18 protein-coding genes are annotated in these 24,326 nt (G+C 72.9%); 13 read left to right on the forward strand and 5 right to left on the reverse strand.

Annotated elements, in window-relative coordinates:
* Positions 1-177: 177 nt before the first annotated feature.
* From AB0N31_RS20020 to AB0N31_RS20040, 5 genes are all read left to right on the forward strand, one after another.
* A complete protein-coding gene (locus tag AB0N31_RS20020) occupies positions 178-795 on the forward strand; it encodes an RNA polymerase sigma factor (protein ID WP_366059705.1) in 618 nt (205 codons plus the stop codon).
* 87 nt (positions 796-882) lie between these two features.
* On the forward strand, positions 883-1,782 hold the full coding sequence (locus AB0N31_RS20025; RefSeq protein ID WP_366059706.1) for a hypothetical protein: 900 nt from the start codon (positions 883-885) through the stop codon (positions 1,780-1,782).
* A gap of 411 nt (positions 1,783-2,193) precedes the next feature.
* On the forward strand, positions 2,194-2,853 hold the full coding sequence (locus AB0N31_RS20030; protein WP_366059707.1) for an RNA polymerase sigma factor: 660 nt from the start codon (positions 2,194-2,196) through the stop codon (positions 2,851-2,853).
* Positions 2,853-4,001: a hypothetical protein gene (locus AB0N31_RS20035; protein ID WP_366059708.1), complete on the forward strand. Its 1,149-nt coding sequence runs from the start codon at positions 2,853-2,855 to the stop codon at positions 3,999-4,001. The genes AB0N31_RS20030 and AB0N31_RS20035 overlap by 1 nt, the downstream gene beginning before the upstream one ends.
* A 543-nt stretch (positions 4,002-4,544) precedes the next feature.
* Positions 4,545-6,125 carry a methylmalonyl-CoA mutase family protein gene (locus AB0N31_RS20040; protein WP_366059709.1) on the forward strand — a complete coding sequence of 527 codons (1,581 nt, stop codon included), beginning with the start codon at positions 4,545-4,547 and terminating at the stop codon, positions 6,123-6,125.
* Here AB0N31_RS20040 and AB0N31_RS20045 read toward each other — a convergent pair.
* Positions 6,101-7,525, reverse strand: coding sequence for an FAD-dependent oxidoreductase (locus AB0N31_RS20045; RefSeq protein WP_366059710.1), 1,425 nt, complete (start codon positions 7,523-7,525; stop codon positions 6,101-6,103). The genes AB0N31_RS20040 and AB0N31_RS20045 overlap by 25 nt on opposite strands.
* 74 nt (positions 7,526-7,599) lie before the next feature.
* Here AB0N31_RS20045 and AB0N31_RS20050 point away from each other — a divergent pair, with 74 nt between their 5' ends.
* Positions 7,600-8,250 (forward strand): TetR/AcrR family transcriptional regulator C-terminal domain-containing protein, encoded by a 651-nt coding sequence (locus tag AB0N31_RS20050; protein WP_366059711.1) that lies wholly within the window; start codon positions 7,600-7,602, stop codon positions 8,248-8,250.
* 31 nt (positions 8,251-8,281) lie between these two features.
* Here the strand turns inward: AB0N31_RS20050 and AB0N31_RS20055 are convergent, their stop codons facing one another.
* From AB0N31_RS20055 to AB0N31_RS20070, 4 genes are all read right to left on the reverse strand, one after another.
* The gene (locus AB0N31_RS20055; protein WP_366059712.1) at positions 8,282-9,442 is read right to left on the reverse strand and encodes an acyltransferase; all 1,161 of its coding nucleotides are present in this window, start codon (positions 9,440-9,442) and stop codon (positions 8,282-8,284) included.
* Positions 9,443-9,608: 166 nt separating this feature from the next.
* Positions 9,609-12,206, reverse strand: a complete 2,598-nt coding sequence (locus AB0N31_RS20060) for a glycosyltransferase family 4 protein (RefSeq protein WP_366059713.1) — start codon at positions 12,204-12,206, stop codon at positions 9,609-9,611.
* A gap of 139 nt (positions 12,207-12,345) precedes the next feature.
* Positions 12,346-13,710: a polysialyltransferase family glycosyltransferase gene (locus AB0N31_RS20065; protein ID WP_366059714.1), complete on the reverse strand. Its 1,365-nt coding sequence runs from the start codon at positions 13,708-13,710 to the stop codon at positions 12,346-12,348.
* Entirely contained in the window at positions 13,710-14,711 is a 1,002-nt protein-coding gene (locus tag AB0N31_RS20070; RefSeq protein WP_366059715.1) for a glycosyltransferase family 2 protein, read from the reverse strand. The genes AB0N31_RS20065 and AB0N31_RS20070 overlap by 1 nt, the downstream gene beginning before the upstream one ends.
* Positions 14,712-14,908: 197 nt before the next feature.
* On the opposite strand from AB0N31_RS20070, the gene AB0N31_RS20075 reads away from it, so the two are divergent.
* The 7 genes from AB0N31_RS20075 to AB0N31_RS20105 all read left to right on the forward strand — a co-directional run bounded on the left by AB0N31_RS20075 (position 14,909) and on the right by AB0N31_RS20105 (position 24,256).
* A complete protein-coding gene (locus AB0N31_RS20075) occupies positions 14,909-16,270 on the forward strand; it encodes a DUF6716 putative glycosyltransferase (RefSeq protein WP_366059716.1) in 1,362 nt (453 codons plus the stop codon).
* Positions 16,271-16,448: 178 nt separating this feature from the next.
* Positions 16,449-17,744 carry an N-acylneuraminate cytidylyltransferase gene (locus AB0N31_RS20080; protein ID WP_366059717.1) on the forward strand — a complete coding sequence of 432 codons (1,296 nt, stop codon included), beginning with the start codon at positions 16,449-16,451 and terminating at the stop codon, positions 17,742-17,744.
* A 12-nt stretch (positions 17,745-17,756) separates the two neighbouring features.
* The gene (locus AB0N31_RS20085) at positions 17,757-18,695 is read left to right on the forward strand and encodes an N-acetylneuraminate synthase family protein (protein WP_366059718.1); all 939 of its coding nucleotides are present in this window, start codon (positions 17,757-17,759) and stop codon (positions 18,693-18,695) included.
* 55 nt (positions 18,696-18,750) lie between these two features.
* Positions 18,751-19,839, forward strand: a complete 1,089-nt coding sequence (locus tag AB0N31_RS20090) for a hypothetical protein (RefSeq protein WP_366059719.1) — start codon at positions 18,751-18,753, stop codon at positions 19,837-19,839.
* Positions 19,840-20,185: 346 nt separating this feature from the next.
* On the forward strand, positions 20,186-21,415 hold the full coding sequence (locus AB0N31_RS20095) for an amidohydrolase (RefSeq protein ID WP_366059775.1): 1,230 nt from the start codon (positions 20,186-20,188) through the stop codon (positions 21,413-21,415).
* Between the two features lie 260 nt (positions 21,416-21,675).
* A complete protein-coding gene (locus tag AB0N31_RS20100; protein WP_366059776.1) occupies positions 21,676-22,761 on the forward strand; it encodes a BMP family ABC transporter substrate-binding protein in 1,086 nt (361 codons plus the stop codon).
* A gap of 448 nt (positions 22,762-23,209) precedes the next feature.
* Positions 23,210-24,256 carry a BMP family ABC transporter substrate-binding protein gene (locus AB0N31_RS20105; protein WP_366059720.1) on the forward strand — a complete coding sequence of 349 codons (1,047 nt, stop codon included), beginning with the start codon at positions 23,210-23,212 and terminating at the stop codon, positions 24,254-24,256.
* Positions 24,257-24,326: the final 70 nt, after the last annotated feature.

The following is a 24,326-nucleotide window of genomic DNA, read 5'->3' on the forward strand; positions in this document are numbered from 1 at the left end:
CGCGCCGCCGGCGCCGGCACGGTCCCACGGGGGTGGGCCGAGCCGGCGACGACGGCGCCCTGTGACACTTCCGTGAGGCCTGACGCTGATGACCGTGGGGGCGAGGACGCGACCGGGACCGGTGTACGGCGCGTTCGTCACGCACCCGCCACGAACTCCGCACGAACGAGGACAGTCTTGGGCCAGGGAGGGGAACCCCGGCGCGCGCAGGCGTACGACGGGGAACTGGGCGCGGCGGTAGCGCGGGCGCAGGACGGCGACGAGGCCGCGTTCGCGGTCGCGTACCGGATCGTGCAACCGGGGCTGCTCGGCTATCTGCGCGGCATCGTGGGCGACGACGCCGAGGACGTCGCCTCCGACGCCTGGCTGGAGATAGCCCGAGACCTCGGGCGGTTCAAGGGCGACGGGGCGGGATTCCGGGGCTGGACGGCGACCATCGCCCGGCACCGGGCCCTGGACCATCTGCGCAGGCTGCGCGTGCGGCCCCGGGCCGCCACGCTGGAACAGGACGTGCTCGACCTGCCAGGACGGTACGACACCCATGACCAGGTCGTGGAGTCCCTGTCCACCGAGCGGGCCCTGGAACTGGTGCGCGAACTGCCGCGCGACCAGGCCGAGGCCGTCCTGCTGCGGGTCGTGGTCGGCCTGGACGGACCCGCCGCGGCCCGCGTCCTCGGCAAGCGCCCCGGCGCGGTCCGCACGGCCGCCCACCGGGGCCTGAAACGGCTCGCGCGCCGGCTCGGTGGCGAAGGTGTGACGGATGACGGCCCCCGGACGCTGGGGGAGTCGACATGAACGGTGACGGTCGCGGCCCGTATGGATCAGGGGCGGCGGATGCGCCCGGAGGCAGAGCTCGCACAAGCACGACAGGCGGAATCGGACATGGGTGAACGGATGAGCGGCGGCGAGGAAGTCCATCGCCGACACGCCCGCCCCGCCCGCCCCGTACCCGGCGTGGACGGTGGTCACGCCCGGCTGGAGGCGCTGCTCGCGCGTGCCCTGCGGGACACCTCCGGCGGCGCCGAGCGCGAACGGCAGGCCGTCGCCGCCTTCCGGGCCGCGCGGGACGCCGGCGCGCACCGTGCCCGTACCCGGCGGCGGGACGACTGGCGGCCCCGTGGACAGCGGCACACCGTCCGCTCGCTGCGGGCCACGCTCTCCGTGGTCCTGGCGAGCCTCACCCTCGGCGGTGTCGCGGTCGCCGCGATCGGCTCGGCCGGCTCCTCGGCGGACACCGCGGACGGCGCCGGCCGTGGCACGTCGTCGGCGAGCACGCCGGACGGCCGGCGCGCCGGATCCGCCGCCACGCCGTCCTCCGGCGCCGCCGCGGACCGGGACCGGCCGCCGTCCGCCGAGGACGCCGAAGCCCACTGTCGCGCCTACGACCAGGTGGCGGGCCGGGGCAGGGCGATGGACGCGACGGCGTGGCAGCGCCTGGTCGCCGCCGCGGGCGGCGAGGAGAACGTGACCGCCTACTGCGCGGCGCAGACCGCGTCGGCCACGGCGACCCCCGGGAACGGCGGCGGGGACAAGGGCGCCGGCTCCGCCGGCCCGGCCGGCGGGAACACGGGAAACACCGGCAACACGGGCAACACGGGGAACGCGGGGAACGCGGCGAGCGCGGGAACCGTCGGAAACAGCGGAACCGGGACCGGAACGGCCGGGAACACTGCGACCTCCGGAACCGCCGGAAACACCGGAGGCTCCGGAAACACGGGGAACACCGGAAACGGCCAGCCGCAGCCCGCGAAGACGCCGAAGGCCGAGGACGGGGACCGGTAACCGCCCGCCGGCGGGCCTGTCGACGGTGCCGTCGTGACGAGCCGGCCGGAGCCGTGGTGCCGTCGTGACGAGCCGTCCGTGCGGCGGTCGGCGGTGCCGCCGAAGCGACGGCCGGAGCCGCCACCCCCCACAGGAGAGGCCCCGGCCGTCGCGCGGCACGGGCCGCGCGGCGACCCGTACCTCCTACAGCGCCGTGTGTGCGTTTTCTGTCACACCCGGTGCCCGCGCGTCCGCGTCACGAGTCGGTTGCAGCTTGTGCGGACATGGACGATCGGTGGTTTCAGGTCGTAACGTGCCTTTCGCGCCGAACGGCGGAAGGGCTGGAGCAGTGTGACCGACTGCGGCCGCCACCATCAGCGGCCCCGACCGGCTGCGGTCGGCGAACCGCACCATCGACCGAGGAACCACGACGTGGGGGACGACGCGGAGCTGACAGCCGCGGTGCTTGCGGCACAGGACGGGGACGAGGCGGCCTTCCGTGCCGTGTACCGCTCGGTGCACCCGCGGCTCCTCGGGTACGTCCGCACCCTGGTCGGCGACCTCGACGCCGAGGACGTGACCTCGGAGGCCTGGCTCCAGATAGCGCGCGACCTGGAGCGGTTCAGCGGGGACGCCGACCGTTTCCGCGGCTGGGCCGCCCGGATCGCCCGCAACCGCGCGCTGGACCACATCCGGATGCGGGGGCGCCGGCCCGTGGCCGTCGGCGACGAGACGGAGCTGACCGGCCGGGCCGCCGAGTCCGACACCGCCGGCGAGGCCATCGAGGCGCTCGCCACCGGCCGCACCCTCGATCTCATCGCCCGCCTGCCCCAGGACCAGGCCGAGGCGGTCGTCCTGCGGGTGGTGGTGGGCCTCGACGCCAAGACGGCCGCCGAGACGCTCGGCAAACGGCCCGGCGCCGTACGGACGGCCGCGCACCGCGGGCTCAGGAAGCTCGCCGAGCTGCTCGGCGAGGACCCGGACACGGCGGGCGTGCTCGACGCGCTGCCGGCGCAGCGGGCACCGAGGGGGCGCGCGGTGGCATCCGGCGGTGTGACGCATGCGTGCGCGCCGACGCAGAAGGACGTGTGATGGCCGACGATCGCTGTGTCTTCCCCGGAGACGCCGGAGGCACGGAACCCCCGGCAGGCCCCGCGGAAGGTCGTTCCACCGGCCGCTGGCTGACCCGCGAGACGGCGGAACGCCTGCTGGACGGGGAGACGGCGGACAACGCTGTCGCACCCGCACACCGCCACGAGGCCGACCGGCTCGCCAGGACCCTGGGCGCGCTCGCCGCGATGTCGGCCCCGCCCGCCCCCGAGGACGAGGAACTCCCCGGTGAGGCGGCGGCCCTCGCCGCGTTCCGCAAGGTCCGGGCGGACCGTGCGCCGGACGCCGGCCCGGCCTTCTCTCCCGGGCGGGCCGCCGCCCGCGAGCCGGCGCCCGGCGACGAGCCGGGCTTCCCGTACCGGCCCGCGCCCGTGCCCGGCGAGGACGCCGGCCTGGTCCGCATCGGCGGTCCCGTCCGGTCGCACGGCCGCCGCCCCCGCCTGCGCCGCCCCGCCCGCCTCGGACTGGCCGCCGCGCTGACCGTCGGGATGGTCGGCGGGGTCGCGGTCGCGGCCGGCACCGGGCTCCTGCCCACGCCGTTCGACGACGCCGAACCGGGCCCGGCGGCCTCCGTGTCCGCTGCCGCGACCCCCGGACCGGACCGCCCCCTCGGCTCGCCCACGCCCGGTGCCTCCCCCGGCGGCACCGGCCCGGCGACCCCCGACGGCGGTACGCGGGGCACCTCGGCCCCGGGCCCGGACGGCTCCGCCGACGACTCCGGCGCCCGCGCCGACGACCTGGCCGCGTCCTGCCGGGAGAAGGGCGCCGGCCGGGCGCTGGCCGCCGAGCGCCGCCGCACCCTGGAGCGCGCCGCCGGCGGCTCCGCGCGCGTACCGGCGTACTGCGCGGGCCTCCTCGGCGACCGCGAAGGCCAGGACCTCGGCCGGCCGGACGGCGGCAAGACCACGGACGAGGGCGACGGCGACGGCGACGAGCAGGGCGGCGGCCAGAGCGCGGGGCAGTCCGGCGGGACGACCGGCAAGGGCAGCGAGAGCCGGGGCGGAAAGAAAAGCGCGGAGGGCGAGAAGGCCGACAAGGGCGCGAAGACCGGCAAGGGTGCCGCGAAGGCCGACGAGAGCGCCGTGAAGGAGTCGGCGAAGAAGGACGGCAAGGGCGCCAAGGCGCCGTAGGCCGGACGAACCGATGCCCTCCGCGTGCCCTCTGACCTGCGACTTCGTGCGCCGTAAAAATTTCTGGCCGCAGGGTGTGACGTTTTCGGCGGCCCAGCCGCAGTAACTAGTGAGCCGACTGGTCATCGGCCCTCGCACCGAGCCGGGGTTCCCCCCGTACCCACGGCTCGTGCACCTGGCGCGGGCGGGACACGTTCCCCCGGTCCCGCCCGCGCCCCATACCTTTCTCCCAGGGGCCCCTCGGGACGACGCCCCTCACCCGTGCCGGCGCAGCTCCGCGATCTCCGTCACGCCCTCCGCCACGATCTCCGCCCCGCCCTTCGGCGTGCCCGTCGGAGCCGTCGGCGGCCCCCGCACACGTGCCCCCGGATGACGCCGCGCGAACGGCCCGGCATGGTGGTGACGGGGACCGCAGCAAGTCTGTGAGCAAGGTCCCAGCGTGCTCCCCTCCACCGGGTGGAGGCACACCGCTACAGTCCGTCGAAGGGGCGGACCATACCAGCCGGTAACCGGCGAGTAACGTTCAGCGGGAGGCAACACACCATGGCGCGCGAGTCTGAGTCCGGACTGCCCATCGAACCGGTCTACGGGCCGGACGCCCTTCGGGGCTGGGATCCGGCGGAGAAGCTGGGCGAGCCGGGCGCCTACCCGTACACGCGGGGCGTGTACCCGTCGATGTACACCGGCCGGCCGTGGACCATGCGCCAGTACGCCGGTTTCGGCACGGCGACGGAGTCCAACGCCCGCTACAAGCAGCTCATCGCCAACGGCACGATGGGCCTGTCGGTCGCCTTCGACCTGCCCACCCAGATGGGCCACGACTCCGACGCCCCGATCTCCTCCGGCGAGGTCGGCAAGGTCGGCGTCGCCATCGACTCCCTCGACGACATGCGGGTGCTGTTCGGCGGGATCCCCCTGGACAAGGTGTCCACGTCGATGACGATCAACGCGCCCGCCGCCCTGCTGCTGCTCCTGTACCAACTCGTCGCGGAGGAGCAGGGCGTCGGTGCCGACAAGCTCACCGGCACGATCCAGAACGACGTGCTGAAGGAGTACATCGCGCGCGGGACGTACATCTTCCCGCCGAAGCCGTCGCTGCGTCTGATCGCCGACATCTTCAAGTACTGCAAGGCCGAGATCCCGAAGTGGAACACGATCTCGATCTCCGGCTACCACATGGCGGAGGCGGGTGCCTCGCCCGCGCAGGAGATCGCGTTCACCCTGGCCGACGGCATCGAGTACGTGCGCACGGCGGTCGCGGCCGGCATGGACGTCGACGACTTCGCCCCCCGCCTGTCCTTCTTCTTCGTCGCCCGCACGACGATCCTGGAGGAGGTCGCCAAGTTCCGCGCCGCCCGCCGGATCTGGGCGAAGGTGATGCGCGAGGAGTTCGGCGCGAAGAACCCCAAGTCGCTGATGCTGCGGTTCCACACGCAGACGGCGGGCGTGCAGCTGACCGCCCAGCAGCCCGAGGTCAACCTGGTCCGGGTCGCCGTCCAGGGGCTCGCGGCCGTCCTCGGCGGCACCCAGTCCCTGCACACCAACTCCTTCGACGAGGCGATCGCGCTGCCCACCGACAAGTCGGCCCGGCTCGCGCTGCGCACGCAGCAGGTCCTCGCCTACGAGACGGACGTGACGGCGACGGTCGACCCCTTCGCCGGGTCGTACGTCATCGAGAAGATGACCGACGACGTCGAGGCCGCCGCCCTGGAGCTGATGACCAAGGTCGAGGACCTCGGCGGCGCGGTGTCCGCGATCGAGCACGGCTTCCAGAAGGGCGAGATCGAGCGCAGCGCGTACCGCATCGCACAGGAGACCGACTCCGGCGAGCGGGTCGTGGTCGGCGTCAACCGCTACCAGCTCGACGCGGAGGAGCCCTACGAGCCGCTGCGCGTGGACCCGGCGATCGAGGCCCAGCAGGCGGCCCGCCTCGCGAAGCTGCGCGCCGAGCGCGACCAGTCGGCGGTCGACGCGGCCCTCGCCGAGCTGAAGAAGGCCGCCGAGGGCGAGGACAACGTCCTCTACCCGATGAAGGACGCCCTCAAGGCCCGCGCGACGGTCGGCGAGGTGTGCAACGCCCTGCGCGAGATCTGGGGCACCTATGTGCCCAGCGACGCGTTCTGAGCCGTGCCGAAGCGTCCCAGGTAGTCCGTGAGCCCGGCTGCCCGGTCGCCGCTCCAGCCGACGTACCCGTCCGGCCGCACGAGGAACAGCCCCCGGCCGTACGGCTCCTGCGCGCCGGCCCGGACCACCCGCACCCGGTCCGGCAGCGCGGGGGCCTGCGCGCCGACCGCCACCAGCGTCCAGTGCGGCCCCCGGAAGGCGTCGAAGAGGCGGACACCGTCCATCAGCGCGTCCGGCGCCCGGTCGCCCGCCCGGACCGGACCCGGCGCCGTTCGCGACTCCTGGGTGAGTGACGACTCCCGGTAGCCCAGGCCCAGTTGGCGGGTCGCCGCACCGCGCCGGATCTCACCGCGGTGCACGCCCGTCGACACCCCGAGCATCTCGGCGGCGATCGGCCGCCGTTCCTCCTCGTAGGTGTCCAGCAGGGCCGGGCCGGCCCCGTCCCGCAGCACCGCGCCCAGCTTCCAGCCCAGGTTGTGGGCGTCCTGCACGCTGGTGTTGAGACCCTGGCCGCCGGCCGGGGAGTGGACGTGCGCCGCGTCCCCGGCGAGGAAGACCCGCCCGTGGCGGAAGCGGTCCGCGAGGGCGGCGCGCGGGCGGAAGTCGGACGCCCAGCGCACCTGCGTCACGTCCTCGGGGGCGAGGTGCGAGCGGGCGGCGACCAGCGCGCGGACGCCGTCGGGGGACAGGTCGACCTCGGTGCCCTCCGGGAACTGCGCGACGACCTGGAAGTCCTCGGTTCCGGCGAGCGGGCACACCGCCATGAAGCCGGCCCCGGGGCCCGGCGGGAAGAGGTGCCAGTTGTCGCGGTCCAGGCCGGTGATCCGGACGTCCGCCACCAGCATCGGGTGCGGATCGACCGTCTCGCCCGTCATGCCGATGCCGAGGGCGCGGCGCACCGTGGAGCGGCCCCCGTCGGCGGCGACCACGTACCGGGCGCGCAGACCGGGGCCGGAGGCGAAGCGGACGGTCACCCCGTCCTCGTCCTGGGCGAGGCCGGTCAGCTCGCGGCCGAAGGCGATCCGCCCGCCCAGTTCCCCCAGCCGCGCCCGCAGGATCTCCTGCGTGCGCCACTGCGGCACCATCCACGGCTCGGTGTACGGCGAGTCCTCGCTCTCCTCCACCGGGTCGAACATCGCGTGCTCGCCCACGCGACGGCCGTCCTTCCAGATCATGCCGACCGGGTAGGTGCTCCCGGCCTCCCGGATCGCGTCGAGGACACCGAGGTCGTCGAAGACCTCCATGGTGCGCGGCTGGAGGCCCTTGCCGCGCGAGCCGGGGAACAGGCCCCCGGCCTTCTCCACCACCAGCGCGTCCACCCCGCGCCGGGCCAGGTCGATGCCCAGGGCCAGCCCGCTGGGCCCCGCGCCCACGATCAGTACGTCCCTGTCCGTCATCATTCGTCCCTGTCTCCTTAACGTTGTTAAGTTCTGCTTGCGACGAGGATGGCCTTAACGCCGTTAAGCTGTCAAGCGTGAACACGGAACGACGCGCGCCCCTCGACCGCGCACGGGTGGCGGACACCGCCCTGAGGCTTCTGAACGAGGTGGGCCTGGAGGGCCTCACCCTGCGGGCCATCGCCCGTGAGCTGGACGTCAAGGCGCCTGCCCTGTACTGGCACTTCAAGGACAAGCAGGCGCTGCTCGACGAGATGGCCACCGAGATGTACCGCCGGATGGTCGCCGGCGTGCCCCTCGACCCCGCGGACACTTGGCAGGAGCGGCTGCGCAAGGCCAACCACGGTCTGCGCGCGGCGCTGCGCGCCCACCGCGACGGCGCGCGCGTCTTCAGCGGCTCACGCTTCACCGGCATCGAGCACGCCGAGCAGATGGAGGACGGCCTGCGCCTGTTCACGGCCGCCGGCTTCACCCTCGCCCAGGCGGTCCGCGCCACCTCGACGACGTACCTCTACACGCTCGGGTTCGTGATCGAGGAGCAGAGCGTCGAGCCGCTGCCCGGCGAGCGGAACGAAGGGTTCGACGTCGAGGAACGCGCCCGGAGGATGAGCGGGTTCCCCCTGTCGGCGCAGGCGGGCGCGGAGATCTTCACCGACTACGAACGGCACTTCGGCGAGGGCCTGGAGGTCGTCCTCGCCGGGATCTCGGCCCGCTACGGCATCCGGTGAGCCGAACTCCGGGCCGGTCGCCCCCTCCGGCTCAGAGCGGCCGGGACAGCACCCCGCGCAGCCGCGGGGTCAGCGGCTTCTCGACGAAGCGGTTCATCAGCCAGGCCAGGGCCAGCATCGCGGTCACGGTCAGCGCGAAGGTCACCCCGGCCGGCAGGCCCAGGGTGCGGTGCAGGACGCGGATGACCACCCAGCCGAGGTGCTCGTGCACCAGGTAGAAGGGGTACGTCAAAGCCCCCGCCACCGTCAGCCAGCGCCAGTTCGCCCAGCTCAGGTGGCCGAGCGCGATCGCCGCCACGGCGACGAACCCGAACGCGACCACGCCGGCGATGCCGGTGGTGGTGCGGTGGGCGAAGGCGTCCGGGTCCGAGGCGTTCCACAGCTCGCCCACCGCGTAGTGCTGGCCGATCAGGAAGCTGATGGCCACGATGCCCCAGGCGTAGGCGTCCCTGCGGTCGCGGTGGACGAGATGGAGGCCGATGCCGCCGATGAAGAACGGCGCGTACTCCGGCATCAGGACGAGGTCGAGCAGCGGCTGGTGCGCGGCCTGCGCGACGGCGGCGGCCAGCGTCCAGCCCGCGCAGAACATGATGACCCGGCGGCGGTTCGCCCCCGGCAGGACGACGCACAGCGCGAACAGGGCGTAGAAGCGGATCTCCACCCATAGCGTCCAGCACACGCCGAGCACCCGGTCCGCGCCCAGCGGCTGCTGGAGGAGCGTCAGGTTCACCAGGGCGTCGCTCGGCGACACGGCCTCGTAGACGACCGGCGGCAGGGCGAACACCGCCGTCACGAGCAGGACGGCCACCCAGTAGGCCGGCATCAGCCGGGACGCGCGGGAGGCGAAGAACGACGTGAGGGACCTGCCCCAGCCGCTCATGCAGATCACGAACCCGCTGATCACGAAGAACACCTGGACGCCCAGGCACCCGTAGGCGGCGAACGCGTGCAGGGTGGGGAACTGGTGCTTCGGCGAAGTGCCCCAGGCCTCGGTGACGTAACCGCCGCGGCCGGCGTAGTGGTACACCGCCACCATCAGCGCGGCGACCAGCCGCAGTCCGTCCAGCGCGCGGAGCCTGCCGCCCTCCCGGCGGGCCGGTGCCGGCGCGGGCGGGAGCGGAACACCCGGTTCCTGGACGGACTCAGCCGCGGTGGGCTGAGACTTCGATGTGCTCACGACCGTTTCGGTCACGCCGGTATCCCTCGCAGTGCCCCGTGGGTTCTTCTTGCGCACGCTCCTGACCGGAGACGATCGGATCACCGGAGAGTCGTCAACGGGGATCCTAGAGCCTGATCAGGTGGTCTTTTGTTCGACAGGGCGGCCTTTGTCCATCCGTCGTCGTGCGTTCACCACGACGTCAGTTCCGCTTCAGCAGCCGGGCCGAACGGCTGCCGAGCCGGATGCGGACCGACTCCCTGCGCGCGAGCTGCCGGACGGACCGGCCCCGCGCGCCGAGCAGGCCCGCGACCCGCGCGATCTCCGTCCAGACCTGGGCCCGGTCGCCGCCCGCCACCGCCGCCGCGGACAGCAGCCGGCACGCCTCGTCCGCCTCGCCGCGCCCCGCCCTGATCTCCGCCATGCCGACGAGGACGTCCACCGGCTGCCGGTGGCGCAGGATCTCGGTTCCCACCCGCAGGGCGTCGTCGTCACGCCCTGCCGTGACGTGCCGGACGAAGTCCTCGATGAGATAGGTGCCGTGCCGCGGCGCCACCGCGGAGAACGGCGCGGGCGCGGGGTCCCCGCCCTCCTCGCCGCCGGCCTCCGGCACGCCGTCACCGGCCGGGCGCCGTACGGGCTCACCGGGCCCCGGCAGGCCCAGGGCCGTCGTCATCCGGGCGGTGAAGGCCGTGATGTCGAAGAGTTCCTCGACGTCCTGGTACCCGGTCTCCGAGATCTCGTCGTCCAGCACCCGGCGCAGCGCGTCGAGCGCCGCGTCGGGCGTGTACTCGGCGAAGGAACGGTAGCCGGACACGCCCTCCAGGACCTCCCGGGACCCCACCCGGTGGTAGGTGACCGTGCGCAGCCGCTGCTGCACCGCCTCGACCACGGACAGCGGCATCGGGTCGTCGACGCTGGACAGGAAGAAGACGTCGGAGGCGGCCAGTTCCTCCCGCACGCGGTTGCGGGAGAGCGCCCCCGTCCACTCGACCCGGTCCGACAGCAGGGTGGAGGGGCCGATGCGCCACGTCCGCCGGCCGATCCACGCGAAACGCCACGGCAGCCCCTGCGCGTACGCCAGTTCGGCGACCCGTGAGAACAGGTCGAGGCCCTTGCGGTCCTGCATCGAACCGACCATCACGATGCGCGGCCGCGCACCGGGCGTACGCCGGGCACGGACGCGGTGGGCGTCACGGGGAACCGTGTTGTAGACCACGACCGGATCGCTCACCCCCAGCCCGCGGAACATGTCGGCCTGGGCGTTCGACACGCACAGCACCTTCAGGCCGGGCAGCAGGCCGACCAGTTCCTGGTGCCGCAGCGGGTTGCGCGAACCCTCGAAGTTCATGACGTACTCGGTCTCGTGGGCGTACAGCGCCACGGACTTTCCCCGCTCCTTCAACCCCGTGACGAGTTCGCCCGCCAGCGGCGAACGCCAGAACGGGGCCAGGCTGTTGACCAGGACGACCTCGGCGTCCCCCAGGTCCGCCATGACGTCCTCGGAGCGGCCGCAGGCCTCGAGGTCGAAGTAGCGGATGTCGACCGGACTGCGCGCGAGCAGCGCCTGCGTGTAGGTGAGGACGGGGATCGCCACCCCGGTGACGTAGTCGAAGCCGAGTCCCAGCACGGCCAGCGAGCGTGGCCGTTCCACCTGCCCGCGCACGGTGCGCAGCGCCCGTTCGGCCCGCGACAGGCCGGCCCCCGCCTCGTCGCCCGTCGGGGTCCAGCGCGGGGCCGGCGGTTCGGCCGGTACGGCGGCCCCCTCGACGACGCGCAGCACCCGCCCGGCGACGTCGTCCTGGAGGGCGAGGAAGTGCTCGACGGGCTCACCGTGCGCGTTGGCCGCGAACTCGCCCGAGCGCTTGAGGCCGGCGACCACGTCGACGAGTTCGCCGACCGTGCCCACATTGCGCAGCAGCGGGTGGCTGATGGTGGGAAAGACGATGTCCAGCGCGGGCGGGCTGAACAGGATCAGCGGGGTGCCCGCCCGCAGCGCCTGGAGGTGGGCCGGGGCGAAGAACGTGACCGCGAGATCGTATCCGTCGAGCGGGGCGGGATGCCGCTCGACCTCGACCTCGCCGAACTCGGCCAGTGCCTCGCGCAGTCGGGTGAGCTGTTCGCGGTGCTCCTCGCGGGACAGCCTGCCCTGCTTGCCCAGCGGCTGGTCGAGCACCACCATGCGCAGCGGCTCGCCGGGGTCCTTGGCGTGCCGGTGGGTGGGGGAGCGGGCGGCCCGCAGCAGGGCCGGGTCGTCGCTGTGGCCGAGGGCGCCGGTGATGTGGACGGGCGGGTCGGCGTCGGCGGAGCGGAACAGCAGGTGGTGCGCGGTCGCCGGGCCCCAGACGCAGACGGCGGCCGGGGCCGAGGAGCCGTAGTACCAGCTCTGGTCGCGCCGTCCGGTGCCGGTCCTGCGGTGGCGGAAGTCGAGGTGGCGGTCCTGGACGAGGACGAGCGGCAGCGTGCGGCCCAGCGTGCCGGCCAGCCGCCGGCTGCGCTGCGACAGGTCCTCGAAGAACACCAGCCGGTCGATGCGCTCCTTTTCGACGAAGGCGCGTATGCGGTGGCCGAATTCCTCCAGGAAATCGGCGTCGCTCAGCTCCTCGTCGCCCGAGAAGAGAGCGCGTGCCGGCCGGCCGCCGAATCGGGCGGCGGCCTCCTCCTCCGTCCATCCGACGATTTTTCCGTCCCGGTCGGCACCGAGGAGGTGGAACGAGTGGGCGTCGGCTCCCTCGGCCCGCAGGATCTCCGAGGCGAGGCCGACGCCATTGCGGTTCTCGACAAACACAGCGATGCGCACGGTGTGAATGAAATACGACCGGGATTTCCCGAACGGGCCACCCGGATCAAACTCTCGGTGAACATTCGACGTGCTCGGGGATGCGCCTGGATGTCCCGAAGTCCCCGCCGCCCGCGCCCGCCCCTTTCGGACCCGCCGTTCATCCCCGCCGGACCGGCTTGCCCGCCGCCTTCGTCCGGCGTACCGCCTTGCGGAGCGCTCTGGCCCGTCGTACGGCCCGGCGCGCGGTGGAGTTGTGCGGGAGGAACGACAGCCGCTCCGGGATACCGCCCGGCAGGCCCAGCGCGGTGAGCCGCCGGCGCTTGAAGTACCGCTTGGTGCGCGGCCCGAGGAGGGTGCGCAGATAGCGCTCGGCTTCCGGGCGCAGGCCCGGATGGATCTGGGCCTGCATCACATAGCCCACCGTCCTGACCAGATCGGCCAGCGACTCCTCGGGGATGCGCGTCTCGCCCTCGCCGCCCTCCAGGTCCGGCAGCAGCGCGTCCGCCAGCACGGCCGGCACCCGGTTGCTGTTCTGGTACGGGGCCAGCCGGTCCATCAGCCGCTCGGTGCCGATCCGGGCGACCGGCAGCCCGTAGAACGTCGACGCGGTGAACAGGGCGGTGGAGAAGCAGCCCACCACCAGCGCCGGCCGGGCCCTGGCGAAAAGGACCTCGGCGAGGACCGGGGTGTCCAGCACCGTGAGGTCGACGCCCAGCTTCCCGGCCTCGGCCTCCAGGACCCGGCTGTAGCGGGCCGGTGCGGTGGGGTGCGGCTTGAACACCACCGCGCGGTGCCCGCGGGCGACCGCCCCCCGCATCATCCGTACGTGCAGGTCCTCCTCCTCCTCCACGGTGAGGATGTCGAGGGCGGACAGGTACTGGCCCAGCAGCAGCGCGGCGTCGTCGGGCAGCGCGGGCAGGTCCGCCGCGGCCTCGCCGATCTCGCCGAGGACCTTCAGGAAGCCGCTCGTCGGCACGGTCCGCGCGGGCACCCCGAACTCGGTGAGCAGCAGCGGCACCAGCCCCGGCACCAGGTCGAGGTGGAGCAGCCGGCGCACGCGAGTGCCGATCAGCGGGTCGAGCTTGTTGCGGGTCGGCCCGTAGCTCATCAGCCCGTCGGCGTACACGTCGACGGGCGCTCCGGGGAACACCTGCGCGATGGCCTGCGCGGGGTTGACCTGGATCGACTCCAGGACGATCTCCACCCGGTCCTCGCCGAGACCCCACAGCAGCCGCAGATAGCGCTCCAGGAGCGGCACGTCGTCCGGGCGCGGCGCCCAGGCGCCCGGATGGAAGGGGCTGATCGCCTCGTTCCAGGACAGCACCGCGTCGAAGCGGCTCCGCAGCGGCGCGAAGCCCGGCATCTCGTCGAGCGACGGGGTGGTCTCCGGGGTCGTCGTGTTGTTGCACACCAGCAGCACCCGGCGGTCCGCGGCGGGGAAACCGCCGGAATCCAGGGCGGCGGCCAGCGTCGCGACGCCGTACAGCGTGGAGGCGCAGAAGATCTGGGTCGTGCGAGGCATCAGGCGGCCGCCTTCGGGGTGCCGGTCCGGGAGGAGGTGATCCTGCGGCGCAGCCGGCGCAGGGTCGACGAGCGTTCCAGGTCCATCGTGTCCAGGACCTCGGCGAACAGGTCCTGCGGCAGGCGCCTGACGGCGGCCGCGCTCATCGTGCGCAGCTGCCGGGCCACCGGCGGTTCGAACTTCTCGATCTCGCCGAGGTGGTGGGCGATGATCGCGCAGTAGGTGCGCACCGCCTTGGGCAGCAGCCGGTCGGCCTCGGGGTCCCGCGCGGTCTCCTCGACGACCTGGTCGAAGGCCCGGATGAAGTCCAGCTGGCGGGCGTCGCCGATCTGGGTGAGGGAGGAGGCGACCCCGCGCCGGTAGAACACGCCGAGCAGGTTCAGCACGGCGAACGACTCGGCCTCCCGGTGCAGCTTCCAGATCCACGGCCGGTCCTCGGCGGTCCGCAGCCCGTGGGTGAAGTGCAGCAGCCCGCGGTCGACGAGGCGGCGGTGGTAGGCGCCGGCCCAGGCGTAGGGGTAGTCCACCGACGTCGAGCGGTCCGCGGGCAGGATCGCCTCGCGCGGGTTCAGCACCTCCCCCCGCAGCCCGTGCGGATGCCGGACCAGGGTGCGGGCGCGGGCGGTGGCCTGCACATGGTCGACGCGCACGAAGTCGCAGCCCAGCTCCTCGATCGCGGTGACGAGATCGGTCAGGTAGCCACGCGCGAGCCAGTCGTCGCCGTCCAGGAAGGTCAGGTACTCGCCCCGCGCGGCATCCAGTCCGGTGTTGCGTGCGGTGGCGAGCCCCCCGTTCTCCTCATGGCGGATCAGACGCACCTCGGCGACCTTCGACAGCTCTTCGGCGGCCCGTTCGAGGATGGCGGGCGTCCCGTCCTTCGAACGGTCGTCGACCAGCACGAACTCGAAGTCCGGGCGGGCGTTCAGGAGAAGGCTTCTGAGGGTGTCCGGCGCGTATTGCTGGACGTTGTAGAACGGCACGATCACGGAAAGCTTGGGCACGCCGAAATCCTAGGAGCGCGCCCGGCGGTGGAAATTTCCGGTAAGGGTACGGGCGATGAACTCGATGTGTCGGATCGGTGCATCCCGTGTATTTCCCCGGAGTTGACGAGCCGGTTCGGGAACCGGTGGCGTGCTGTTAACTTTCCGTTGCGTCGCGGTTGGACAAAGCCTGGGTTTTGCTTCCTAGCGTCTTCGGCGTGCCACCACGTACTTCGAAGCCCTCACGGATCGCCGTGCTCGCGGACTCCGACACCCGCTGGAAATGGGGTGCGGCGACCGCGGGGCGGATCGCTCCGGGCGGACAGCCGGGCCCGTCCATGGAAGCCGGACCGCGGGACGGCGCGCAAGTCGCCCCCGTCCTCGACGGCTACCTCCTGCGCGGCCGGGCGACCCCCACCCCCCGTCAGCTCGCCGAGGTGGGCGTGCGCGCCGACTCCCTGCGCGAGGTGACGGCCGTCGAGTTCCTGCGCACCATGGCGGTCGAGAAGTACGACGTCCTCGTCCTCGCACTGGTCGGCGGCGGCGTCCAGGCGATCCTGCACGGCCTCAAGCGGATCTGGGAGGACGGCACCGAGCGGCCCGTCGTCGTCACCGGCTACGTGGGTGTCGTCTACGAGAAGCTCGCCGACGGTCTGCTGCTGCGGCACGGCGCCGACCTCGTCCTCGCCAACTCCCGCCAGGACGCGGAACGTTTCCGCGCCGTGTACGACGGGGTCGGCGCCGACGCCTCCTCGGTCACCGAGGTCGCCCTGCCGTTCCTCGGCGGCGCCCCCTACACCGGTGAGCACGCCCCCCGCACCGTGGTCTTCGCCGCGCAGCCCTCCGTGCCCGACAACCGCAGGGACCGCACCTACCTCCTCGAACGGCTCGTCCGGCACGCCCGGTCGCACCCCGAGCGCGAGGTGCTGCTCAAGCTGCGCTCCCGGCCCGGCGAACACACCACCCACATCGAGGAGCTGCCGTACCAGAAGCTGGCGCAGCGACTCGACCCGCCCGCCAACTTCCGCCTCGTGTACGGCAACATGGGCGAGGTTCTCGACCGCACCGACCTCATGGTCACGGTCAGCTCCACCGCCGCCCTGGAATCCCTGCACCGCCGCATCCCCACCGCGGTCCTCACCGACCTCGGGGTGCGCGAGGCGCTCGGCAACCACCACTTCATCGGCTCCGGCTGCCTCGCCTCCTGGGACCAGCTCGACGCCGGGCACCTGCCCGTCCCCGACGAGGAATGGGTGGCCCGGCAGGGCGTCGCCGCCGGGGGCGGCTCGTACGAACGCGCCTTCGACACGGCCCGCGAACGCATCGCCGAGCTGCTCGACCGCCCCGGCGGCCTGCCGCCGCTCACCCCCTACTACACACCCGCCACCGCCCCCGGCTACCTCCCCGCCATCCTGGCCCGCCACCACCTCGGCCCAGACGGCAGCCCGCTGCCCGGAGCCCCGGCCGCGGACCGGGGACCGGGACCGGTCCGCCAGATCGTCCGCCGCGCCGCCCGAGGCGCCTACCGCCACGGCGTCCAGCGCGTCGCCCCTGTCATCCGCCGGATGGGCGACCTGTGAACGCCCGCCCCCCGGCCGTCCGCCGCCCGGGTCCCGTGCGCGGCGCGGTCCTCCCGCGGTCGCCCCGGCCGGGCCGGGCCGGTGGCGTCGTCCGCCGTCGGCGTGTCGTGCGGGGGGCGCCGTGAACCACGTCCGCCCTCCCCGCCCTCCCCGTCCTTCCCGTCAAGGAGTCCCGCCCATGTCCCCCTCCCAGGCGGGCGTGCGCCGCGTCCTCGCCGTGATCCCCGCACGCGGCGGGTCCAAGGGCGTCCCCGCGAAGAACCTCGCGCCCGTCGGCGGCGTGCCCCTGGTGGCGCGGGCCGTGCGGGAGTGCCTGGCCGGCCGGCTCGTCACCGACGTCGTGGTGTCCACCGACGACCGGGCCATCGCCGCGGCCGCCCGCGAGGCCGGTGCCGAGGTCGTGCTGCGCCCGGCCGCCATCGCCGGCGACACCGCCACCTCCGAGGCTGCCGTCCTGCACGCCATGGACACCCACGAGGCCCGGCACGGCACGACCGTCGACGCGGTGCTCCTGGTGCAGTGCACCAGCCCGTTCCTCGTCCGCGAGGACATCGACGGCGTGGCCGCCGCGGTCGTCGAGAACGGTGCCGACACCGCCGTCACCGTCGCCCCCTTCCACGGTTTCGTCTGGCGCGACGGCACCGGCGACAGCGTCGGCGGTGACGGCTCGGCCGGCACCGGCTCGGACGGCGGCTTCGGCGTCAACCACGACAAGTCGTACCGCCCACGCCGCCAGGACCGCCCCCAGGACCTCCTGGAGACCGGCGCCGCCTACGCCATGGACGCGGCCGGCTTCCGCGAGCACGGCCACCGCTTCTTCGGCCGCACCGACCTCGTGCGCACCGACCCGGCCCGCGTGCTGGAGATCGACGACCCGCACGACCTGGCCCGCGCCCGCGCCCTCGCCCCCCTCTTCGACGCGGACCTCCCCCAGTCCCGGCTCCGCCCGAGCGGGGGGAGCCCCACCGGTCCGCTCCCGACCGCCGCCGACATCGACGCGGTCGTCCTCGACTTCGACGGCACCCAGACCGACGACCGGGTGCTGATCGACTCCGACGGACGGGAGTTCGTCTCCGTGCACCGCGGCGACGGCCTCGGCATCGCCGCCCTGCGCAGGAGCGGACTGAAGCTGCTGATCCTGTCCACGGAACAGAACCCCGTGGTCGCCGCCCGCGCCCGGAAGCTCAGGCTCCCGGTCCTGCACGGCATCGACCACAAGGACCTCGCACTCAAGCACTGGTGCGAGGAGCAGGGCATCGCGCCGGAGCGCGTGCTCTACGTCGGCAACGACGTCAACGACCTCCCGTGCTTCGCCCTCGTGGGCTGGCCCGTGGCGGTCGCGAGCGCCCACGACGTCGTACGCGGCGCCGCACGCGCGGTCACCACCCTCCCCGGCGGCGACGGCGCGATCCGGGAGATCGCCGGCTGGATCCTCGGACCCTCTCTCGACTCCCCCGCCTCCCTCACCACATAAGGAACCCCTCCCATGAGCACCAACTCCCGCCTCCGCCAGTTCGGTTCGCGCACGGCCGGCCCCGGTCACCCCGTCTACATCTGCGGCGAGATCGGCATCAACCACAACGGCGACCTCGACAACGCCTTCAAGCTCATCGACGTGGCCGCCGAGGCCGGCTGCGACGCCGTCAAGTTCCAGAAGCGCACGCCCGAGATCTGCACCCCGCGCGACCAGTGGGACATCGAGCGCGACACCCCCTGGGGCCGGATGACGTACATCGACTACCGCCACCGCGTGGAGTTCGGCGAGGACGAGTACCGGCAGATCGACGAGCACTGCAGGGAGAAGGGCATCGCCTGGTTCGCCTCCCCGTGGGACACCGAGGCCGTCGCCTTCCTGGAGAAGTTCGACGTCCCCGCCCACAAGGTGGCCTCCGCGTCCCTCACCGACGACGAGCTGCTGCGCGCCCTGCGCGCGACGGGCCGCACCGTCATCCTCTCCACCGGCATGTCCACCCCGAAGCAGATCCGCCACGCCGTCGAGGTCCTGGGCAGCGACAACATCCTGCTCTGCCACGCCACTTCGACGTACCCGGCGAAGGCCGAGGAGCTGAACCTCCGCGTCATCAACACCCTCCAGGCCGAGTACCCCAACGTCCCGATCGGCTACTCCGGTCACGAGACGGGCCTGCAGACCACCCTCGCCGCGGTCGCCCTCGGCGCCACCTTCGTCGAGCGCCACATCACCCTCGACCGCGCCATGTGGGGCTCCGACCAGGCCGCCTCCGTGGAGCCGCAGGGTCTCACCCGCCTCGTCCGCGACATCCGCACCATCGAGTCCTCCCTCGGCGACGGCGTCAAGAAGGTCTACGAGTCCGAGCTGGGCCCGATGAAGAAGCTGCGCCGCGTCCCGGGCGTCGTCGCCGAGGCGGAGATCGCCGCGGCGGCCGGCGAACCCGTCGGCGTCTGACCCCGGAACCCCTCCGGCCACCGCTACCAGTGCCTCACGGGACGGTCGTACGACGATGAGCCCTCGCGCCGGGAACCCCGGCACCACACCCCACACCCTCGCGTTCGTCGAGAGTCCGGTGCAGCTCCTGAACGTCCTGGAGTGGGCGCACGCCCGGGGACCGCGTCCCCAGGAGGAGCCCGGCGCGGGGTTCACCCTCGTCGTCCTGTCCCCGACCGACCCCATGAGCCGCGGCCAGCTGCGCCGCATGGCCGAACTGGCCCGCCAAGAAGGCCACGAGGTCCGCTGGGAGGAGGCCCGCGGCGGTCCCGCGGCCCCCTTCCAGACCATCGGCGGCCTCGCCCGCGAACTGCGCCGGGCCGACCGGATCGTCATGGGGGACCCGTTCTCCCGGTACGTCCAGCTCCTGCTGACCATCACCCGCGCCCACGACCTCGTCGTCGTCGACGACGGCACCGCCACCATGGAGTTCGTCGGCCAGCTCGCCCGCGGCGAACGCCTGGTGCGCTGGCACCGCAAGGGCGGCCGTCCCGGCCCCCGCGACCTGCTGTTCGCGCCGGTGTCCTCCTCGGCCCGCCGCCGCCTCACCCCCGGCCCGGCCCGCCGCGTGGAGGTCTTCTCCTCCATGCCGATGACGGACGCCCCGGACGGGGTGTCCGTCACCTCCCACACCTTCGCCTGGACCCGCGAGCGCTTCGGCCCGCCCCGGGTGACGAACGGCGCCGACATGGTCGGTACGTCCCTCGTCGAGACCGGCGTCGTCGACGGCGACCGCTATCTGCACGCCGTCGGCGTCCTCGCCAGGACCCACGGCGCCGCCCGCTACTTCGCCCACCGCCGCGAGAGCACCGAGAAACTCCACCGCCTCGCCGTGGAGACGGGCCTGGAGGTCGTCCGTCCCGACCTCCCCCTCGAACTCATCGCCCGCCGCGGTCCGGTCGGCAGGACCGTCCTCAGCTTCCCCTCCACGGTCGTCCACACCCTCCCGCTGGCCCTCGCCGGCACGGACGTCCGCGTCGCGGTCTGCGACATCGACCCGGCCTGGCTGACCCGGAACGCATCGCCCCGGGCCCAGAGCTTCCTCTCCGGCGTCACGGGGACGGCCCGCGGAGTGGACCGCCTGGCCCGGGTCGCCACGGCCTGATCCCGGGCCTGATCCCGGGCTGATCCCGGCGGAGCGGCAGGCCTCCGCATCCCCTCCACACACCGGCACCGCGCCCGCTCCACGCCCCGGCGTCCGTCAACCGGCGGTCCGCTCCGTGGACAGCCGGGCGTGCTTCGAGTGAGCCGTGGTAACCGTGGAGGAGGAAGATGGAGAGACGGGCCGGTAAGCCATGATCCACTCGGTTGGAACCGGCGTAGTTTACCCAGCACGAATGCCAGCCATGCGCCGGGCGGCCAACTTTTCTTCCCCTAACGGGTTGAAGTTTTGTTGATCGTGGGTCGGTCGACCACCCCGGCGTCCTACCCTTCAGAGGGTGAAGCAACTGATGTCCCGAGAGTCCGAGGCCGATCCTTCAGGGGAAGCCGTGCTCCCCGGCAGCTTGCCGGAGGCCCTGCGCGCCGAGCTCGTCGCCTTCCGCCGCGACATGCACATGCACCCCGAGCTGGGCAACCAGGAGTTCCGTACGACGGCGGCGATCAAGGAGCGCCTGGAGAGGGAGGGTCTCAAGCCCCGCGTCCTCACCGGCGGCACCGGGCTCATCTGCGACATCGGCGACTGGGCCGACGGCACCCCCGTCCTGGCGATGCGCGCCGACATCGACGCGCTGCCCATCCCCGACACCAAGGCCGACTGCGCCTACCGCTCCACCGTCCCCGACCGCGCCCACGCCTGCGGCCACGACGTGCACACCACGGTCGTCCTCGGCGCCGGCCTCGTCCTCGCCGGCCTGCACCGCGAGGGCCGGCTCCCGCGTCCGGTGCGGCTGATCTTCCAGCCCGCCGAGGAGGTGCTGCCCGGCGGTGCCGCCGACGCCATCGCGGACGGCGCCCTGGAGGGCGTCGGCCGGATCATCGCCGTCCACTGCGACCCGCGCGTGGACGCCGGTCTGATCGGCCTGCGCAACGGCGCCATCACCTCCGCCTGCGACCGGCTGGAGATCTCCCTGGAGGGGCCCGGCGGCCACACCGCCCGCCCGCACCTGACCACCGACCTCGTCACCGCCGCCGCCCGCGTCGTCACCGACGTGCCCGCGCTGGTCGGCCGCCGCGTCGACACCCGGGCCGGCCTCGCGGTGACCTGGGGCCGGATCGACTGCGGCCACGCCCCGAACGTCATCCCCCAGCACGCCGAGCTGTCCGGCACCGTGCGCTGCCTGGACATCGAGGCCTGGCGGCAGGCGGCCGACCTCGTCGTCGCCGCGATCGACGAGGTCGCCAACCTGCACCGCGCCAAGTCGGAGATCAACTACGTCCGCGGCGTCCCTCCGGTCGTCAACGACGCCGACGTCACCGGCCTGCTCCGGGACGCCATGATCGCCCGGCGCGGCGAGGAGGCGGTGGAGAGCACCGAGCAGAGCCTCGGCGGCGAGGACTTCTCCTGGTACCTGGAGCGCGTCCCCGGCGCCATGGCCCGCCTCGGCGTCCGTACGCCGGGCGAGCGCACCGTCCGCGATCTGCACCAGGGCGACTTCGACGCCGACGAGCACGCCATCACCGTGGGGGTGGAGCTGTTCACCGCGGCGGCCCTGCTGGACGCGGCGACCCGGACGGCGTGAGCGCGGGACGCCGGTGACGGCCAGGACGAAGGGGTGCCCGAAAGGTGCCCCTTCGTCCACCCGTGTCACCGGTGCGTAACCGGCGCGACCCGGTGGTGACCCGGGGGCGGCACGAATCGATAACGGCCACCGGGAACCCCGTTCCCCTCCCCTTCTACGCGCGTTACTGTGCGCCGAAATCGCCCCTCGGGACGGCCTGTTGGGGAGCCGTGCCGGAGGCGTCACATTGGGGAATGCGGGCCGGTGACGGCGCCGTGGGGATGAAGGGTGCTGCTGTGCGTCTCATATCTCGAAGGACCGGGTTCGTCCGGGCGGCGGCGGCCGTCGCGGTCGTGGCCCTGGTGGCCACCGGCTGCGGCGAGTCGAGCACCGGCTCCAAGGCCGACGCCAAGGAGTCCGGCAAGTACTCCGGCAAGGGCATCGGTCTGGCGTACGACATCGGCGGCAAGGGCGACCAGTCCTTCAACGACGCCGCGTACGCCGGCTTCCAGAAGGCCGACAAGGAGTTCGGCATCGGCGGCCGGGACGTCGAGCCCCAGGACGGCGAGTCGGACGCGGACAAGGTCCAGCGGCTCACCCAGCTCGCCCAGTCGGGCTACAACCCGGTGATCGGCGTCGGCTACATCTACGCGCCGGCCGTCAAGGAGGTCGCCGCGAAGTTCCCGGACACCACCTTCGGCATCATCGACGACGAGACCGTGACGGCGAAGAACGTCGCCGACCTCGTCTTCCACGAGGAGCAGGCTTCCTACCTCGCCGGCGTCGCCGCCGCGAAGGCCTCCAAGAAGGCGCACATCGGCTTCATCGGCGGCGTGGACATCCCGCTCATCCACAAGTTCGAGGCCGGCTACGTCCAGGGCGCCAAGTCGGTCGACCCGGCCATCAAGATCGAGTCGCAGTACCTGACCGAGACGCCCCAGGAGGGCGGCTTCTCCAGCCCCGACAAGGGCAAGGCGGGGGCGAGCGGCCAGATCGAGGCCGGCGCGGACGTCATCTACCACGCGGCCGGCCTGTCCGGGCAGGGCGTGATCTCCGAGGCCGCCGGCAAGAAGGTGTGGGCCATCGGCGTCGACTCCGACCAGTACTCCCAGACCTCGCTGGCCGCGTACAAGGACTACATCCTCGGCTCGGCGCTGAAGAACGTCGGCGGCGCGGTCTACGACCTCGCCAAGTCCGTCTACGAGGGCAAGCCCCTGGCCGGCGTGGTCCGCGGCAGCCTCTCCAACGACGGCGTCGGCTTCGCCGACACCAACCCGAAGTACAAGGCCATGACGGACGTCGTCGGCGCCGTGGACAAGGCCAAGCAGGACATCATCGACGGCAAGGTCACCGTCAACACGAAGTGACCCACCCGTTGCGGCAGCGGCCCCGCCCGCCCGCCCCCGTCCGGGGGGCGCGCGAGCGGGGCCGCCCGCGTTCTCCGGCCTCGCTCCTCGAACGCCGGAGGGGCCGACCGCCGGCCCCCGGGTCGGGACGGGAAGGGGGGCGGGGGTGAGAACCCCGCCCCCGCCCGGGGGCGCCTGCCCGCCCCAAGAGGCGCCCGCGGCCCGGCGCCCCCGTCATCGGCGGAGCCGCCCGCGGAGCCTCCCGCCTACGCCCATCGAGGGCGTCCTCGCAGACCAGCGGCCCTGACCTCCCGCACGTGGCGCTCCAGGGTCCGTACGCTGGAGCGCAAACTGTGGCCACAGCTCGGTAACGGACCGGACAGAAGGGTTTTTCCGTCTGGTCTACGCGCGTTACGCTGCGGCGGAACCAGCGCCTGGTATGGGCGCTTGCACAAAGGAGTCACGTTCCATGCGCCGGGTGTCCCGTATCGCGGTTGCTGGTGTTGCTACCGCAGCCTTCGCTGTCACCGTTTCCGCTTGCGGAAGCTCGTCCACGTCGTCCTCCTCCGGTGACGACAAGAACCTGGGCCTCGCCCTCGCGTACGACGTCGGCGGCAAGGGCGACCAGTCCTTCAACGACGCCGCCACCGCGGGCATGGAGAAGGCCGACAAGGAGTTCGGCTACAAGTCGACCGCCGTCGAGCCGCAGGACGGCGAGTCCGACGCCGACAAGGTGCAGCGTCTGGAGAGCCTCGCCAAGCAGGGCTACAACCCGGTGATCGGCGTCGGCTTCGCCTACGCGCCGGCCGTCAAGGAAGCCGCGGCCAAGTACCCGAAGACCACCTTCGGCATCGTGGACGACGAGCAGACCAAGGCCGACAACGTGGCCGACCTCGTCTTCTCCGAGGAGCAGGCCTCCTACCTGGCGGGCGTCGCCGCCGCCAAGGCGACCAAGTCCAACGTGGTCGGCTTCATCGGCGGTGTGGACGTCCCCCTGATCCACAAGTTCGAGGCCGGCTACAAGCAGGGCGTCGCGGACACCAAGAAGGGCGTCACGGTCAAGTCGCAGTACCTGACCGAGACCGCGGCCGAGGGCGGCTTCTCCAGCCCGGACAAGGGCGAGAGCGCCGCCGACGGTCAGATCGACGCCGGTGCCGACGTCGTCTACGCCGCCGCCGGCCTCTCCGGCCAGGGCGTCATCAAGGCCGCCAGCGCCAACAAGATCTGGGCCATCGGCGTCGACTCGGACCAGTACAAGCAGGACGCGCTCAAGGCGTACAAGGACTCGATCCTCACCTCCGCCATGAAGAACGTCGAGGGCGCGGTCTTCACGCTCGCCAAGTCGGTCGAGGACGGCAAGCCCGCCACCGGTGTGGTCCGCGGTGACCTCGCCAACGGCGGTGTGAGCCTGGCGAACTCCAACCCGACCTTCTCGGGCAACAAGGAGATCCAGGACGCCGTCAAGAAGGCCGAGGAAGGCATCAAGAACGGCACCATCACGGTGAAGACCTCCTGACGACCGTGTCGTGGGCCCGCCGAGACCTGTCGAGAACGGTCGAAGGCATGGCCAAAGAAGCGCTGTAATG

Source organism: Streptomyces sp. NPDC051051, from assembly GCF_040682975.1.
Classification (GTDB): Bacteria; Actinomycetota; Actinomycetes; order Streptomycetales; family Streptomycetaceae; genus Streptomyces.